This is a genomic window from Pseudomonas sp. RW407, assembly GCF_003176655.1.
GTDB lineage: Bacteria > Pseudomonadota > Gammaproteobacteria > Pseudomonadales > Pseudomonadaceae > Pseudomonas > Pseudomonas delhiensis.
The window spans coordinates 1-13302 of the sequence record NZ_QGSL01000064.1; the positions used below are offsets into that span (position 1 = coordinate 1).

14 protein-coding genes are annotated in these 13302 nt (G+C 68.4%); 7 read left to right on the forward strand and 7 right to left on the reverse strand.

What is annotated here, in order from left to right; genetic code table 11:
• Positions 1-185: 185 nt before the first annotated feature.
• Entirely contained in the window at positions 186-764 is a 579-nt protein-coding gene (locus DK254_RS05810) for a TetR/AcrR family transcriptional regulator (RefSeq protein WP_109933020.1), read from the reverse strand.
• 110 nt (positions 765-874) lie between these two features.
• Here DK254_RS05810 and DK254_RS05815 point away from each other — a divergent pair, with 110 nt between their 5' ends.
• Both DK254_RS05815 and DK254_RS05820 read left to right on the forward strand, forming a co-directional pair.
• Positions 875-1312: a hotdog fold domain-containing protein gene (locus DK254_RS05815; RefSeq protein ID WP_109933021.1), complete on the forward strand. Its 438-nt coding sequence runs from the start codon at positions 875-877 to the stop codon at positions 1310-1312.
• Between the two features lie 32 nt (positions 1313-1344).
• Positions 1345-2196, forward strand: coding sequence for an alpha/beta fold hydrolase (locus tag DK254_RS05820; protein WP_109933022.1), 852 nt, complete (start codon positions 1345-1347; stop codon positions 2194-2196).
• 23 nt (positions 2197-2219) lie between these two features.
• Here the strand turns inward: DK254_RS05820 and DK254_RS05825 are convergent, their stop codons facing one another.
• Positions 2220-3212, reverse strand: coding sequence for a YhdH/YhfP family quinone oxidoreductase (locus DK254_RS05825; protein WP_109933023.1), 993 nt, complete (start codon positions 3210-3212; stop codon positions 2220-2222).
• 55 nt (positions 3213-3267) lie between these two features.
• Positions 3268-4290 carry a protease SohB gene (gene sohB / locus DK254_RS05830; RefSeq protein WP_109933024.1) on the reverse strand — a complete coding sequence of 341 codons (1023 nt, stop codon included), beginning with the start codon at positions 4288-4290 and terminating at the stop codon, positions 3268-3270.
• A gap of 205 nt (positions 4291-4495) precedes the next feature.
• Between sohB and DK254_RS05835 the strand changes: the two genes are divergently transcribed.
• The 4 genes from DK254_RS05835 to DK254_RS05850 all read left to right on the forward strand — a co-directional run bounded on the left by DK254_RS05835 (position 4496) and on the right by DK254_RS05850 (position 7696).
• Positions 4496-5206, forward strand: a complete 711-nt coding sequence (locus DK254_RS05835; protein ID WP_109933025.1) for a histidine phosphatase family protein — start codon at positions 4496-4498, stop codon at positions 5204-5206.
• Positions 5207-5262: 56 nt separating this feature from the next.
• A complete protein-coding gene (locus DK254_RS05840) occupies positions 5263-5574 on the forward strand; it encodes an SCP2 sterol-binding domain-containing protein (RefSeq protein ID WP_009619228.1) in 312 nt (103 codons plus the stop codon).
• 258 nt (positions 5575-5832) lie between these two features.
• The gene (locus tag DK254_RS05845) at positions 5833-6903 is read left to right on the forward strand and encodes a phosphotransferase family protein (protein WP_109933026.1); all 1071 of its coding nucleotides are present in this window, start codon (positions 5833-5835) and stop codon (positions 6901-6903) included.
• 25 nt (positions 6904-6928) lie between these two features.
• The gene (locus tag DK254_RS05850) at positions 6929-7696 is read left to right on the forward strand and encodes an SDR family oxidoreductase (RefSeq protein WP_109933027.1); all 768 of its coding nucleotides are present in this window, start codon (positions 6929-6931) and stop codon (positions 7694-7696) included.
• Positions 7697-8293: 597 nt separating this feature from the next.
• Here DK254_RS05850 and DK254_RS05855 read toward each other — a convergent pair.
• The gene (locus tag DK254_RS05855; RefSeq protein WP_109933028.1) at positions 8294-8938 is read right to left on the reverse strand and encodes a hypothetical protein; all 645 of its coding nucleotides are present in this window, start codon (positions 8936-8938) and stop codon (positions 8294-8296) included.
• Positions 8939-9050: 112 nt separating this feature from the next.
• Between DK254_RS05855 and DK254_RS05860 the strand changes: the two genes are divergently transcribed.
• Positions 9051-9830, forward strand: coding sequence for a TSUP family transporter (locus DK254_RS05860; RefSeq protein ID WP_109933131.1), 780 nt, complete (start codon positions 9051-9053; stop codon positions 9828-9830).
• Between the two features lie 22 nt (positions 9831-9852).
• Here the strand turns inward: DK254_RS05860 and nudC are convergent, their stop codons facing one another.
• Genes nudC through DK254_RS05875 form a run of 3 tightly spaced genes read right to left on the reverse strand, consistent with a single transcriptional unit; the run spans position 9853 to position 13226 of the window.
• On the reverse strand, positions 9853-10695 hold the full coding sequence (gene nudC, locus DK254_RS05865) for an NAD(+) diphosphatase (RefSeq protein WP_109933029.1): 843 nt from the start codon (positions 10693-10695) through the stop codon (positions 9853-9855).
• Positions 10695-12374: a ferrous iron transporter B gene (locus DK254_RS05870; RefSeq protein WP_109933030.1), complete on the reverse strand. Its 1680-nt coding sequence runs from the start codon at positions 12372-12374 to the stop codon at positions 10695-10697. Before DK254_RS05870 ends, nudC begins: the two co-directional genes overlap by 1 nt.
• Before the next feature lie 39 nt (positions 12375-12413).
• Positions 12414-13226, reverse strand: coding sequence for a crotonase/enoyl-CoA hydratase family protein (locus tag DK254_RS05875; protein ID WP_109933031.1), 813 nt, complete (start codon positions 13224-13226; stop codon positions 12414-12416).
• Between the last annotated feature and the right edge of the window lie 76 nt (positions 13227-13302).

Genomic DNA, 13302 nt, shown 5'->3' on the forward strand with positions numbered 1-13302 from the left:
CGCTCCTACAGTTCCAGGAAGCACCGTCGTAGGAGCGGACTCCGTCCGCGATTGGATTCACCAGCCACGCCGGACACCCCGGTGGCACGGATGGCGGCAGATAACCGCGAACGGTTATTCGCCCTACGGTCGGCAGGATCGTAGGAGCGGCCTCGCCAACCGCACCGGACTCCTAGCCCCCTCCCCTACGCCCTCACACTCTCCCACGCGATCTGCGCCAACAGGTCGCGGCAATCCGCCAGCTCCACCCGGGTGCGGCCGGCCAGCCAGTTGCGCACGTAGTCGTGGGTGGGGCCTATTACTACCGAGTTGAACAGCTCGAAGGGCATTTCGCGGAAGGCGCCGGCCTGGCGGTGCACGGCCAGCAGCTCGGCGATGCGCCGGCCCTGCTGGCGGTTGGCCTCGCGCAGTTGCTCGCCCATCTCCCCCGCCTCCACCCGGCCGCGGTTGTGCAGGATGAAGCGGGCCCAGTCCGGGTGCGCCACCACCCAGTCGATGTAGCAGGTAACGAACAGCTTGACCGTGGCCTCGGCGCCCATGCCCTCCCGCAGCCCGGCGTCGAGCAGGTCCGCGTATTGGCCGATGCCTTCCAGGTAGAGCGCGCCGATGATCCGCTCGCGGTTGCCGAAATGGTGGTACAGGCTGCCGATGCTGGCGCCGGAGCGGTCGCGGATCATCTCGATGGTGGTGGCGTCCACGCCGGATTCGCTGAAGCAGGCCAGCGCGGCCTGGAGGATGTCGTCTTTGCGGGAAGCTCGGCCCATGGGTTTCCTTGTGCGGATCGTTTCTAGAATATTTTTCTAGAATTAATTTCTAGTCTTCGTATACTGCCCTGGCGCGCATCCATCTTTCAATCCGTACCCCTGGAGCCACCATGAGTCAGATGATGCAGATGTACCGCCAGGCCGGCCCCGCGCAGTTCAGCGCCATGATCGGCCAGGTCGCCCCCTACTTTGCCAGCATCGCGCCGACCTTCGTCGAGCTGCGCCCCGGCTATGCCGAAGTGACCTTCGCCAAGCGCCGCGAGGTGCTCAATCATATAGGCAGCGTGCACGCCATTGCGCTGTGCAACGCCGCCGAGCTGGCCGCGGGCACCATGACCGACGTGTCCATTCCCGCCGGGCGCCGCTGGATTCCCCGCGGCATGAGCGTGGAATACCTGGCCAAGGCCGACGGCGACGTGCGCGCGGTGGCCGACGGCAGCGGCGTGGACTGGAACGCCGAGGGCGACCTCAAGGTACCGGTGCTGGCCTACGTCGGCGACAAGCCGGTGTTCCGCGCCGAAATCACCATGTACGTCAGCCAGGCCTGACCTTCCCCGAACGGACTCCGGAGCCAGCAGCCATGATTACCCCGCAACCCCGCGAACTCGACAACGGCCAGGGCCAGCGCCTGGCCAGCCACTGGTACCGGCCGCCGGGCGAGATGCTCGGCGCCGCGCTGATCGTCCCGGCCATGGGCGTCGAGCAGCGCTTCTACGGCGCCTTCGCCAACTGGCTGGCCGAACGCGGCTACCTGGTCGTCACCTTCGACTACCAGGGCATGGGCCAGTCGCGCAACGGCCCGCTGCGGCAGGTGAAGGCGAACGTCGTCGACTGGGGCCGCCACGATTGCAGCGCCGTGCTCGCGGCGGTGGCCGAGGCCGCGGGGGACAAGCCGCTGTACTGGATCGGCCACAGCCTGGGCGGGCAGATCCTGCCCTTCGTCGATGGCCGCGCGCGCATCACCCGGGCCTTCAGCATCGCCAGCGGCAGCGGCTACTGGCGCGACAACACGGCCGGCCTGCGCGGCCGCGCCTGGCTGCTCTGGCACTTCATCGCGCCCACCGTCACGCCGCTGCTGGGCTACTTCCCCGGGCGCCGCCTGGGCATCGTCGGCGACCTGCCGCGCGGGGTGATCGAGCAGTGGCGGCGCTGGTGCCTGCACCCGCAGTACGCCCTGGGCGAAGGCGAGCAGATGCGCATCCGCTATTCGGCGGTGCACACGCCCATCGTTTCGCTGTCCTTCACCGACGACGAGATGATGTCCCAGCGCAGCACCGAGGCGCTGCTGGGCTTCTACCGCAGCGCGCCCAAGGTGAGCCGGCGCATCGCCCCGGAACAACTGGGGGTGAAGCGCATCGGCCACTTCGGCTTCTTCCGCGAGCAGTTCGCCGACACGCTGTGGGAGGGCTACCTGCTGCCGGAGCTGGGCTGAGCGCCCGGCCCCGGCACGGCGCCTCAGTCGAGGTTGACCAGCAGGCGGCCGACCAGCTTGCCGGCGAGGATCTGGTGGATGGCGGTGGGCAGGTCGTCGAGGCGAATCTCGCGGACCAGCTCCTCCAGGCGCGGCAGCTTCCACTGCAGCGAGAGCTTGTCCCACATCGAGGCCTTGACCACCAGCGGCAGCTCCACCGAGTCCACGCCCAGCAGGTTCACCCCGCGCAGGATGAACGGCAGCACCGTGGCCTTGAACCCGGCGCCGGCGGTCAGCCCGCAGCAGGCCACGCTGCCGCCGTACTGCAGCGACTTGACCACGTTGAACAGGATGTCGCCGCCGACTGTGTCTACGGCGCCGGCCCACTGCTCCTTGAGCAGCGGCTTGTCGACGCCATCGGCGACGGTGGCGCGGTCGATGATCTGCCGCGCGCCCAGGCCGTTGAGGAACTCGGCCTGCTCCAGCTTGCCGGTGGAGGCCGCCACGCTGTAGCCCAGCTGGGCCAGCAGCATCACCGCGATGCTGCCGACGCCGCCGCTGGCGCCGGTGACCAGCACCGGGCCGGCCGCCGGGGTCACCCCGGCCTGCTCCAGCTTGTCGACGCACAGCGCCGCGGTGAGGCCGGCGGTGCCGAGGATCATCGCCTCGCGCAGGCTCAGGCCCTGCGGGCGCTTGATCACCCAGGCGGCCGGCACGCGGATGTACTGGCCGAAGCCGCCCGGGGTGTTCATCCCCAGGTCGTAGCCGGTGACTATCACCTCGTCGCCGGCGACGAACTCGCCCACCGAGGACTCCTCCACCACCCCGGCGGCATCGATGCCGGGGGTGTGCGGGTACTTGCGGGTCACGCCACGGTTGCCGCTGGCCGACAACGCATCCTTGTAGTTCAGCGACGAATACCGCACCCGGATCAGCACCTCGCCGGCCGGCAGCTGGCTGGTGTCGCGCTCGACCACCTGCTGCTCGTAGATGCCATGCGGGGACTCGGTGACCCAGAGGGCCTTGAATGCACTCATCACGCTCTCCTTCTGCAAAGCCTGCCGCGCGGGCGCCCCTGCGCCCGCGCCGGAATCATTGCCAGTAACGGCTGCGCCCCAGGCGCTCCCACCAGCTCAGCAGCACGCGGTCGATCACCGTGCTGGCGCCCACGCCCAGGCGCTCCTGGACGCTCTTCTTCTGCACGTACTGCAAGTGGTAGACGTCCGCCTCGCGGGCGCGTTCGGCCAGGTACTCGTCGCTGGTCTTCAGCTCGTCCACCAGCTTGCGCCCCAGCGCCGCCTGGCCCAGCCAGACCTCGCCGGTGGCGATCTCCTCGATGGCCAGCTTGGGCCGGTAGTGGGCGACGAAGCCCTTGAACAGCTCGTGGGTGGACTCCAGGTCCTCCTGGAATTTCTCGCGGCCCTTCTCGGTGTTCTCGCCGAACACCGTCAGGGTGCGCTTGTACTCGCCGGCGGTGAGCACCTCGAAGTCGATGTCGTGCCGCTTCAGCAGGCGGTGCACGTTGGGCAGCTGCGCCACCACGCCGATGGAACCGAGGATGGCGAAGGGCGCGGAGAGGATGCGCTCGCCGATGCAGGCCATCATGTAGCCGCCGCTGGCGGCGATCTTGTCGACGCACACGGTCAGCGGCACGCCGGCCTGGCGGATGCGCGCCAGCTGCGAGGCGGCCAGGCCGTAGCTGTGGACCATGCCGCCGCCGCTCTCCAGGCGCAGCACCACCTCGTCCTTGGGCGTGGCCAGGCTGAGCAGCGCGGTGACCTCGTTGCGCAGGTGCTCGGTGGCCGAGGCCTTGATGTCGCCGTCGAAGTCCAGCACGTAGACGCGGCTCTTCTGGCCGCCGGCCTTCTTCGCCTGCTTGGCGGCCTTGTGCTCGGACTTGCGCAGGGCCTTGAGCTTGTCCTTGTCGAGCACGCTGCCCTGCAGGCGCTCGCGCAGGTCCTTGTAGAAGTCGTTGAGTTTGCGCACTTCCAGATGGCCCGAGCTGCGCCGCCCGCGGCCGCGCAGGGCGGCGACCACCACCAGCACGACCAGCACCGCCACCAGCACGGTCAAGGTCCTGGCCAGGAAACCCGCGTAATCCAGAAGAAACTCCACACTTCCCCCTATTCACCTGTGCCCCGCCCGCCGACCGGGCCGGGGAATCCCGCAAGCATACCCAGCCCGCCGGGCCGCAGCCAGCGCTGGCGAACGCCTTCATCAGCGCCGGGAATGCCATTCAAACAAGCGTATGTTTTTTCGTTGACAGCCCAGGGCCTTCCCCATAACCTCGCCGGAACTTTCCCCCTGCCGAGGTCCGTGCGTGGGCAGCATCTATCTGATTCGACATGGCCAGGCTTCGTTCGGTGCCGACGACTACGACGTGCTCTCGGCGACCGGCGTGCGCCAGGCCCAGGTCCTGGGCGAGCACCTGGCGGGCCTGGGCCTGCGCCTGGACCGCTGCCTGGCCGGCGACCTGCAGCGCCAGCGCCACACCGCCGACGAGGCCCTGGGGCGCATGCGCGAAGCCGGGCTGGACGTGCCGGCGCTGGAGATCGACGCCGCCTTCAACGAGTTCGAGGCCGACGCGGTGATCCGCGCCCACCTCGACGACCTGCTCCAGCACGAGCCCCAGGCCCTGCACATCATGCGCAACGCGGCGCAGCACCGCGCCGAGTTCCAGCGCCTGTTCTCCTACGTGATCGCCCGCTGGGTCGGCGGCGAGCACCCCAAGGAAGGCCTGGTCAGCTGGCAGGAATTCCTCGACACCGTGCACGACGGCCTGCAGCGCCTGCTGCGCCAGGCCAGCGGCAAGGACAACGTCGCCGTGTTCACCTCCGGCGGGACCATCACCGCCGTGCTCCAGCAGATCGTCGGCATACCGCCGATCAAGGCCTTCGAGCTGAACTGGCAGATCGTCAACACTTCCCTCAGCCGCCTGAAGTTCCGCGGCGACGAAGTGTCCCTGGCTTCCTTCAACAGTCACGTGCACCTGGAACTGTTGAGGGCGCCGGAACTCATCACCTATCGATGAGCCCGGCCCATTGCGCCCGACGGGCGCGCGAGAAAACCTAGAAAAGGGATAGAACCATGAGCGTTGCTGACATCGTCTCCACCATGAAGAGCAAATTCAACGCTGGCGCCGCCGCCGGCCTGGACCTGGTCTTCCAGTTCAACATCGAGGACGGCGACAACCACTACCTGGTGGTCAAGGACGGTACCTGCGAAGTCGTGCAGGGCGATGCGCCGAACCCCAACGTCACCCTGATCATGGACAGCGAGACCCTCAAGGGCATCACCAGCGGCGAAACCGACGGCATGCAGGCCTTCATGGCCGGCAAGCTGCGCGCCGAAGGCGACATGATGCTGGCCATGAAGCTGGGCGAGCTGTTCCCGGTCTGATCCCGGAGCACTACCCGCCAGCACGAGAAAACCGGAGTCCCGCGGCTCCGGTTTTTTTTCGTCCGCGCCGCTCTAACCAGGCGGATCAGGCAGCCTGATCGGGCTCCAACACGCTCGCCAATAACGCCCCGCGGCGCTTGTGGGGGTAGGAAGCGAGCATTAGATTAGCCAATTATCTCGGGACACCATTATTGCCCTGCATGATGGGCCCCGGGCGCCGCTGCCCCGGCAGCTACCGACTACAAGAAAGGGATAAGCATGTCGCTGACTGACCAGTCCACCCGCATCCGCCAAGGCGAAGAGCTCGACGCCGCGGCCATCGATCCCTACCTGAAGGCCCACATCCCCGGCCTGCAGGGCGAGCCGAAGATCAGCCAGTTCCCTGGCGGCGCCTCCAACCTGACCTACCTGCTGGAGTACCCCAGCCACGAGCTGGTGCTGCGCCGCCCGCCGTTCGGCCGCAAGGCCAAGTCGGCCCACGACATGGGCCGCGAGTACCGCATCCTCAACCAGCTCAACGCCGGCTTCCCGTACTGCCCGAAGGCCTACGTGCACTGCACCGACGAATCGGTGATCGGCGCCGAGTTCTACGTGATGGAGCGCGTCAACGGCATCATCCTGCGCGCCGACCTGCCGCCGGAGCTGACCCTCGACGAGCAGCAGGCCAACACCCTGTGCAAGAACTTCATCGACCGCTTCGTGGAACTGCACAATGTCGACTACCAGGCCTGCGGCCTGGGCGACCTGGGCAAGCCCGAGGGCTACGTGCAGCGCCAGATCGAAGGCTGGAGCGACCGCTACGAGAAGGCCCTGACCCCCGACGCGCCGAGCTGGGAACCGGTCAAGGCCTGGCTGCGCGAGAAGATGCCGGCCGACCACCCCAAGCCGGGCATCGTGCACAACGACTACCGCTTCGACAACGTCATCCTCGACCCGAAAGACCCGATGCGCATCATCGGCGTGCTGGACTGGGAGCTGACCACCATCGGCGACCCGCTGATGGACCTGGGCAACACCCTCGCCTACTGGATCGAAGCCGACGACCCGGCCCCGGTGCAACTCATGCGCCGCCAGCCGAGCCACCTGCCCGGCATGCTCACCCGCCAGCAGTTCGCCGACTACTACGCCGAGCGCGCAGGCCTGCCGCCCATCGACAACCTCGACTTCTACTACACCTACGGCCTGTTCCGCCTGGCCGGCATCGTGCAGCAGATCTACTACCGCTACTTCCACGGCCAGACCCAGGACAAACGCTTCGCCCAGTTCATCCACATGAACAAGCTGCTGGAGCAGATGAGCCTGCAGGTCATCGACAAGTCCCGGCTGTAACGCCGATCACAACAAGGGGAACCCCATGTCCAAGACCCACCTGTTCGACCTCGACGGCAAGATCGCCTTCGTCTCCGGCGCCAGCCGCGGCATCGGCGAGGCCATCGCCAGGCTGCTGGCCCAGCAGGGCGCCCACGTGATCGTCTCCAGCCGCAAGATCGAGGGCTGCCAGGCAGTGGCCGACGCCATCATCGCCGAAGGCGGCAAGGCCACCGCCATCGCCTGCCACATCGGCGAGATGGAGCAGATCCAGAGCGTCTTCGCGCAGATCCGCGAGCAGTTCGGCCGCCTGGACATCCTGGTCAACAACGCCGCCACCAACCCGCAGTTCTGCAACGTGCTGGACACCGACCTCTCCGCCTTCCAGAAGACCGTGGACGTGAACATCCGCGGCTACTACTTCATGTCCATCGAAGGCGGCAAGCTGATGAAGGAAAACGGCGGCGGCAGCATCATCAACGTCGCCTCGATCAACGGCGTGTCCCCCGGCGAGTTCCAGGGCATCTACTCGGTGACCAAGGCCGCGGTGATCAGCATGACCAAGGTCTTCGCCAAGGAATGCGCGCAGTTCGGCATCCGCTGCAACGCCCTGCTGCCGGGCCTGACCGACACCAAGTTCGCCTCGGCCCTGGTGAAGAACGACGCCATCCGCAACGTCGCCCTGCAGCGCATCCCGCTCAAGCGCGTGGCCGAGCCCAGCGAAATGGCCGGCGCGGTGCTGTACCTGGCCAGCAACGCCTCCAGCTACACCACCGGCGTGGCGCTGAACGTGGACGGCGGGTTCCTCGCCTGATCGCGAAAGCGCAATGAACAAGGGAGCCTTCGGGCTCCCTTTTTCGTTGGGTGATCCATCGATGCACGCCTCCCCGCAACCTGTAGGAGCGCGCCCTGCCCGCGATTCGCGCGCAGGGCGCGCTCCTACATGGAACGGCGCGGGTGGGGCAGCGTAGGAGCGGATCTCATCCGCGAATCGCGCCGGAACCTCCGGCCATCGCGGACAGAGTCCTACGAGGGAATGCCGTGCCATCCGACGACCTGTAGGAGCGGGCCCTGCCCGCGATTTCACGCGCAGGGCGCGCTCCTACATGGAACGGCGCGGGTGGTGCAGCGTAGGAGCGGATCTCATCCGCGAATCGCGCCGGAACCTCCGGCCATCGCGGACAAAGTCCGCTCCTACAATCATGCATCCCTGGAACCGTAGGGCGGATAACCGTTCGCGGTTATCCGCCGTTGGCCGGGGCACCGGTGCACGGTAATGATGGCGGATAACGCCGTAGGCGTTATGCGCCCTACGGGTGTTCGTGCCAAGGAAGAGTCCAGTGCGGCCGGTGGGTTCAATCGCGCGCAGGGCGCGCTCCTACAGGGGGAATGGCGTAGGTGGACGGCGTGCCTACCGCCACTCCCGCAGCGCCTGCTGCGCCGCTGCGTTGACCGGCTCCGCCGCCAGGCCCGCGGGGCCGAAGCTGATGCTGTAGACCGCCTGGTCCGCCATGGGCAGGAAGTTCACCCGCGCCGCCAGCGGGCGGAAGGTCAGCAGGTCGTGCTGGCCGTCGCGCAGCCAGCGCCACAGGTCGAAGCCGTAGGGGCTCTCGGCCAGGGATTGCTGGCGCGCCTGGCCCTGCTGCTCGATGGCCAGATAGCGGCCACCCAGGCCCTGCAGGCGGTAGCCGGGGTCGAGCCCGATCAGCGCGGCCAGGCCGCGCCACTGCATGATGCGCACGTCCAGCTGCCAGAGGTCGCCGCCCAGCTCGACGCGGCGTTCGCGGTCGCCTTCGAGGATCTTCACCTCGTAGCGCTGCGGCGCCAGGCGCTGGAAACTCAGGGTCGCCAACGGCCGCTCGGCGGGCAGCGCGTCGTAGCTGCGCAGGTCCCAGGCCGCCAGGCCCAGCGCCAGCGCCGCGGCGACGAAGGCCAGGCCGGCGCAGCCGCGCAACCAGCCGAGGAACCAGTGGCGGTCGAAGAGGATGCGTGCGGCGACCAGCAGCGCCAGCAGGGCGATCAGCGCGAACGTCCAGGCCAGGCCGTCGTACTGCATTGAATCAGTTCCTTGCGCGTAGAATTGCCGGCATTATGCGCACCCCTCGACGCGACGGCCAGCCGTGGCGTCGCAGCCTTGAACCCAGGTCGTACTTTTCATGCCCTTCGCCATCCCCTTCGAGCTCACCGTAGACCCGCTCACCCTGCTGATCCTCGCCGTCGTGGCCTTCCTCGCCGGCTTCATCGACGCCATCGCCGGCGGCGGCGGCCTGCTGACCATCCCCGCCCTGCTCACCGCGGGCGTGCCGCCGCACCTGGCCCTGGGCACCAACAAGCTGAGCTCCACCTTCGGCTCCGCCACCGCCAGCTACACCTTCTACAAGCGCAAGCTGTTCCACCCCGAGCGCTGGCGCAACGGTCTGCTGGCCACCGCCATAGGCGCGGCCATCGGCGCCTGGGCCGCGCACCTGCTGCCGGCGGAATGGCTGAACCGCATGCTGCCGGTGGTGGTGTTCTCCTGCGGGTTGTACATGCTCTTCGGCGGCACGCCCAAGGCGCCGCTGGACGCCGACGCCCCGGTGGGCCGCAAGCGCCAGTGGCCGCAAGGCCTGGGCCTGGGCTTCTACGACGGCGTGGCCGGCCCCGGCACCGGCGCCTTCTGGACCGTCAGCAGCCTGCTGATGTACCCCCTGGACCTGGTGCGCGCCAGCGGCGTGGCGCGCACCATGAACTTCGTCAGCAACATAGTGGCGCTGGCGGTGTTCGTCGCTTCCGGCCAGGTGATCTGGGTGCTGGGGCTGTGCATGGGCAGTGCGCTGATGGTCGGCGCCTACCTGGGTGCGCGCACCGCCATCGGCGGCGGCGCGAAATTCATCCGCCCGGTGTTCATCCTGGTGGTGCTGGCGCTGACCGCGCGCCTGGTCTGGCAGCACTGGTTCAGCGTGGCTTGAAGCGCGGGGAAGGCGCCGGGCGTCAGTAGCCGCCGCCCGGCAGGATGGGATCGGGCCGCCCGGCGCGGCGCGCCAGCCAGCTCTCGATCAGGTAGCGGGCGATGGAACGCCCGGCCGGCAGGCGCGGCAGCGAGTCGTAGGGGAACCACTGGGCATCTTCGATCTCGTCCGGCTGGCAGACGATCTCGCCGCTGACGTATTCGGCGTGGAAACCGAGCATCAGCGAATGCGGGAAGGGCCAGTTCTGGCTGCCCAGGTAGCGGATGTCGCCGACCTGCAGCCCCACTTCTTCCTTCACCTCGCGAGCCACGCAGTGCTCCACCGACTCGCCCGGCTCGACGAAGCCGGCCAGGGTGCTGTACATGCCCGGCACGAAGCGCGGCGAGCGCGCCAGCAGCAATTCGTCGCCGCGGGTAACCAGCACGATCATGCTCGGCGACAGCAGCGGGTAGCGCTGGATGTCGCAGGCGTCGCAGCGCATGGCGCGTTCGCGCGGCACGGCACGCATGGGCTGGCCGCAGCCGCCGCAGAAACGGTTCTCGCGGGCCCAGGTGCCGACCTGGCTGGCGAAGCCGAGCATGGCGAACTGGTCTTCCTCGGCCTCGAGCATGACGTGGCGCAGGCCGATCCAGCTGCAGCCCTCGACGCTGGCCGGCGCGTCCAGCTCCAGCAGGTACACGGCGTCGCCGTCGAAGTGGCCGACGCCCTGCTCGGAGAGCACCGGCAGGTCCTGGCGCTTGAGCCAGTCACGGGGGAAGAGCACGCCATTGGCATCGCCGAGGAACTGCTGGCGACAGTGGGCCAGGGCCCAGCCCCCCTTCTCCGCCGGGTCGAGCCAGGCGGACTCCCAACGTCCGGTACGCATCAGGCAGCCACCTCCAGGCCGAGGGCGCGCACGCTCTCGCTGGCCACGTCCAGCACGTCGGGCTGGCCTTCGGGACGCAGCACGGCGCCTCCCTCCAGGTAGTATTCGAGGCCGGTCAGGGCATCGGCCAGGGTTTCCAGCATCTGCTCGGACGGCATCTGCGTGGTTTCGATCATCTGCCGCTGGATGTAGTCGGCGCAAGCCCCGACCAGCCGGGCGGCGCGTTCCTGGCCGAGGAACCAGAGCCCGCCGCGCACCGCCTGCAGGCTGCCGGGGACGTTGGCCAGGTGCAGCTTGTCGCCGTTGGATTCCAGGTAGGCGGTGATCGCCCGCTTGGCCAGGGCCAGGCCGCCCTGGGCTTCGTCGATGACCACGATGCGCGCCTCGGCCAGCTGGTGCACGGCGAAGGATTCGGCGGTCGGCTCCAGGTCGGTGATGGCGGGAGCGGCCATGCGCTCGCCACGCTCCAGGCTGCCGACCAGGCTTTCCACGTAGAGCAGCGCGTCGGCCAGGGCATTCAGCGCCGCCGGCGACTCCACCGCCCCCTTGGCCACCCAGGCGGAGACCACCGAGACCTGCCCCTGCAGCACGTTGGCAGCGGAGTTCAGGCCGACCATGCCGAGGGTCTTGGCCAGCTTGCCCAACTGGGTGTGCAGGGTGCCCAGGGCGTCGGCCGGGGACACGCCGCGCTCGATCAGGTCGAGCTGGTCCTTGACCGTGGTGAGTTCCTCGCGGATGGCCGCCGACAGCGAGCGCATCACTGCCTGGCCGGGGCCGGACAGGCGTTGCGACTCGTCTTCCAGCAGGTGGTCGGTGAACGGCAGAGGCGCCAGGCCGAACACCTCGCGCAGCTCGCTGGCGCGCGGGCCGCGGGTATCGGCCAGGGCGGTGAGGTAGAGCAGCTCCTTGAGCAGCTGGCGCGGCGCCTCGTAGTTGGGGTTGGCCAGCAGTTGCTTGAGCTCGCGGTCCAGGCGCGAGAACAGCTGCTTGCGCGCCTTGCGCGGCAGCATCTGCGCATCCGCCAGGGCTTCCAGGGCGCCGGCGCCAATCCAGCACAGGCGGCTGCGCGGGCCGTAGCCGAGCAGCGCGTCCAGGCGCGCCAGGGCGCGGCCCATCAGCTTGAGGCCGGCGTAGTGGTCCTGTTCGCGCACCAGCGCGAGCAGGCCCACCTGGTACATGTGCCGCAGGCGTCGGACCTCCTGGGCGCGATCGGCCACCGCCGGCACCGCGCGGGGCGCCGCCGGGCGCGGCAGGTCCAGGCGCGCGCTGAAGAAGAAGCTCTCCGGCAGCACCGGCTGGCCGGCGGCCAGGCGCACGTCGTTGATCGCCGGCAGCAGCAGCTCGGGAATCTCCTGGCGGTTGGCCTCCAGGTTCTCCAGGTAGCGGCGCAGCACGTACAGGGCATTGCCCAGCGCGGCCAGCTGGCCGTCGCGCTCCTCGCCGACGCCGGTGGGGATGTCGGTGGCCAGCTGCAGGGCTTCCTGGGCCAGCAGCTCGGCGCCGGCCAGTTCGATCAGGTTGAGGGTGCCGCGGATCTGCGCCAGGCATTCGACCGCATGTTGCAGCAGGCTGCCGTTCTGGCGCTCGGCGATGAACTGCTCGAGGTTCTGCTCGGCCTGCTCCATGGTGGCGAAGAGCTCGTCGCGCACCAGACTGAGGGAGGTGGCTCCAGTGACCATCGGGCTAGCGCGCCTCCTGCGCGAGGTGGGTACGGGGCATCAGTCGGCGAACTCCGGCTGCTGCTTGCTCATGTGCGCGGCCATGGCCTTCTGCAGGTCGGCCGATTGCAGCATGGCGGCGTTCCAGGTGGCGATGTACTCCAGGCCGTCCTCGACGCGGTGGTCGCGGGCGTAGCGGATCATCTCCTTGGTGCCGCGGATGGCGATCGGCGACTTGCCGGCGATCTGCCGCGCCAGTTCGAACACGCCGTCCAGCAGCGCCGCGCTGTCGGCGTAGCTGCGGTTGACCAGGCCGATGCGCTCGGCCTCGGCGGCGTCGACCATGCGCCCGGTGTAGGCCAGCTCGCGCATGATGCCGTCGCCGATCAGCCGCGGCAGGCGCTGCAGGGTGCCGACATCGGCGGCCATGCCCATGTCGATTTCCTTGATGGAGAACTGGGCGTCCGCGCTGCAGTAGCGCATGTCGCAGGCCGAGATCAGGTCGATGGCGCCGCCCAGGCAGTAGCCCTGCACGGCGGCGATCACCGGCTTGCTGCAGGCGTCGATGGCGTTGAACGAGGCCTGCAGCTCGAGGATCTTGCGGCGCAGGGCGCGGGCGTTGCGGCCGACGTCCTTGCCCAGCTGGCTGCCGGCCTGGGCCAGCAGCATCAGGTCGATGCCGGCGGAGAAGTGCTTGCCGGCGCCGGACACGACCACTACGCGGACTTCATCCGTTTCGTCGGCCCAGCGGAAGATTTCGACGATCTCGCGCCAGAAATCGGCGTTCATCGCGTTGACCTTTTCCGGGCGATTGATGATCACATGGGCGATCCTGTCGGCCAGTTCGACGCGGAATGCTTTGTACTCGGTCACGGGGGAAACCCTCGGGAATGCCCTGCTCTGCTGTACGCGGCAGGTCTTGTAGTGATGACGTGCCACTATAACAAGG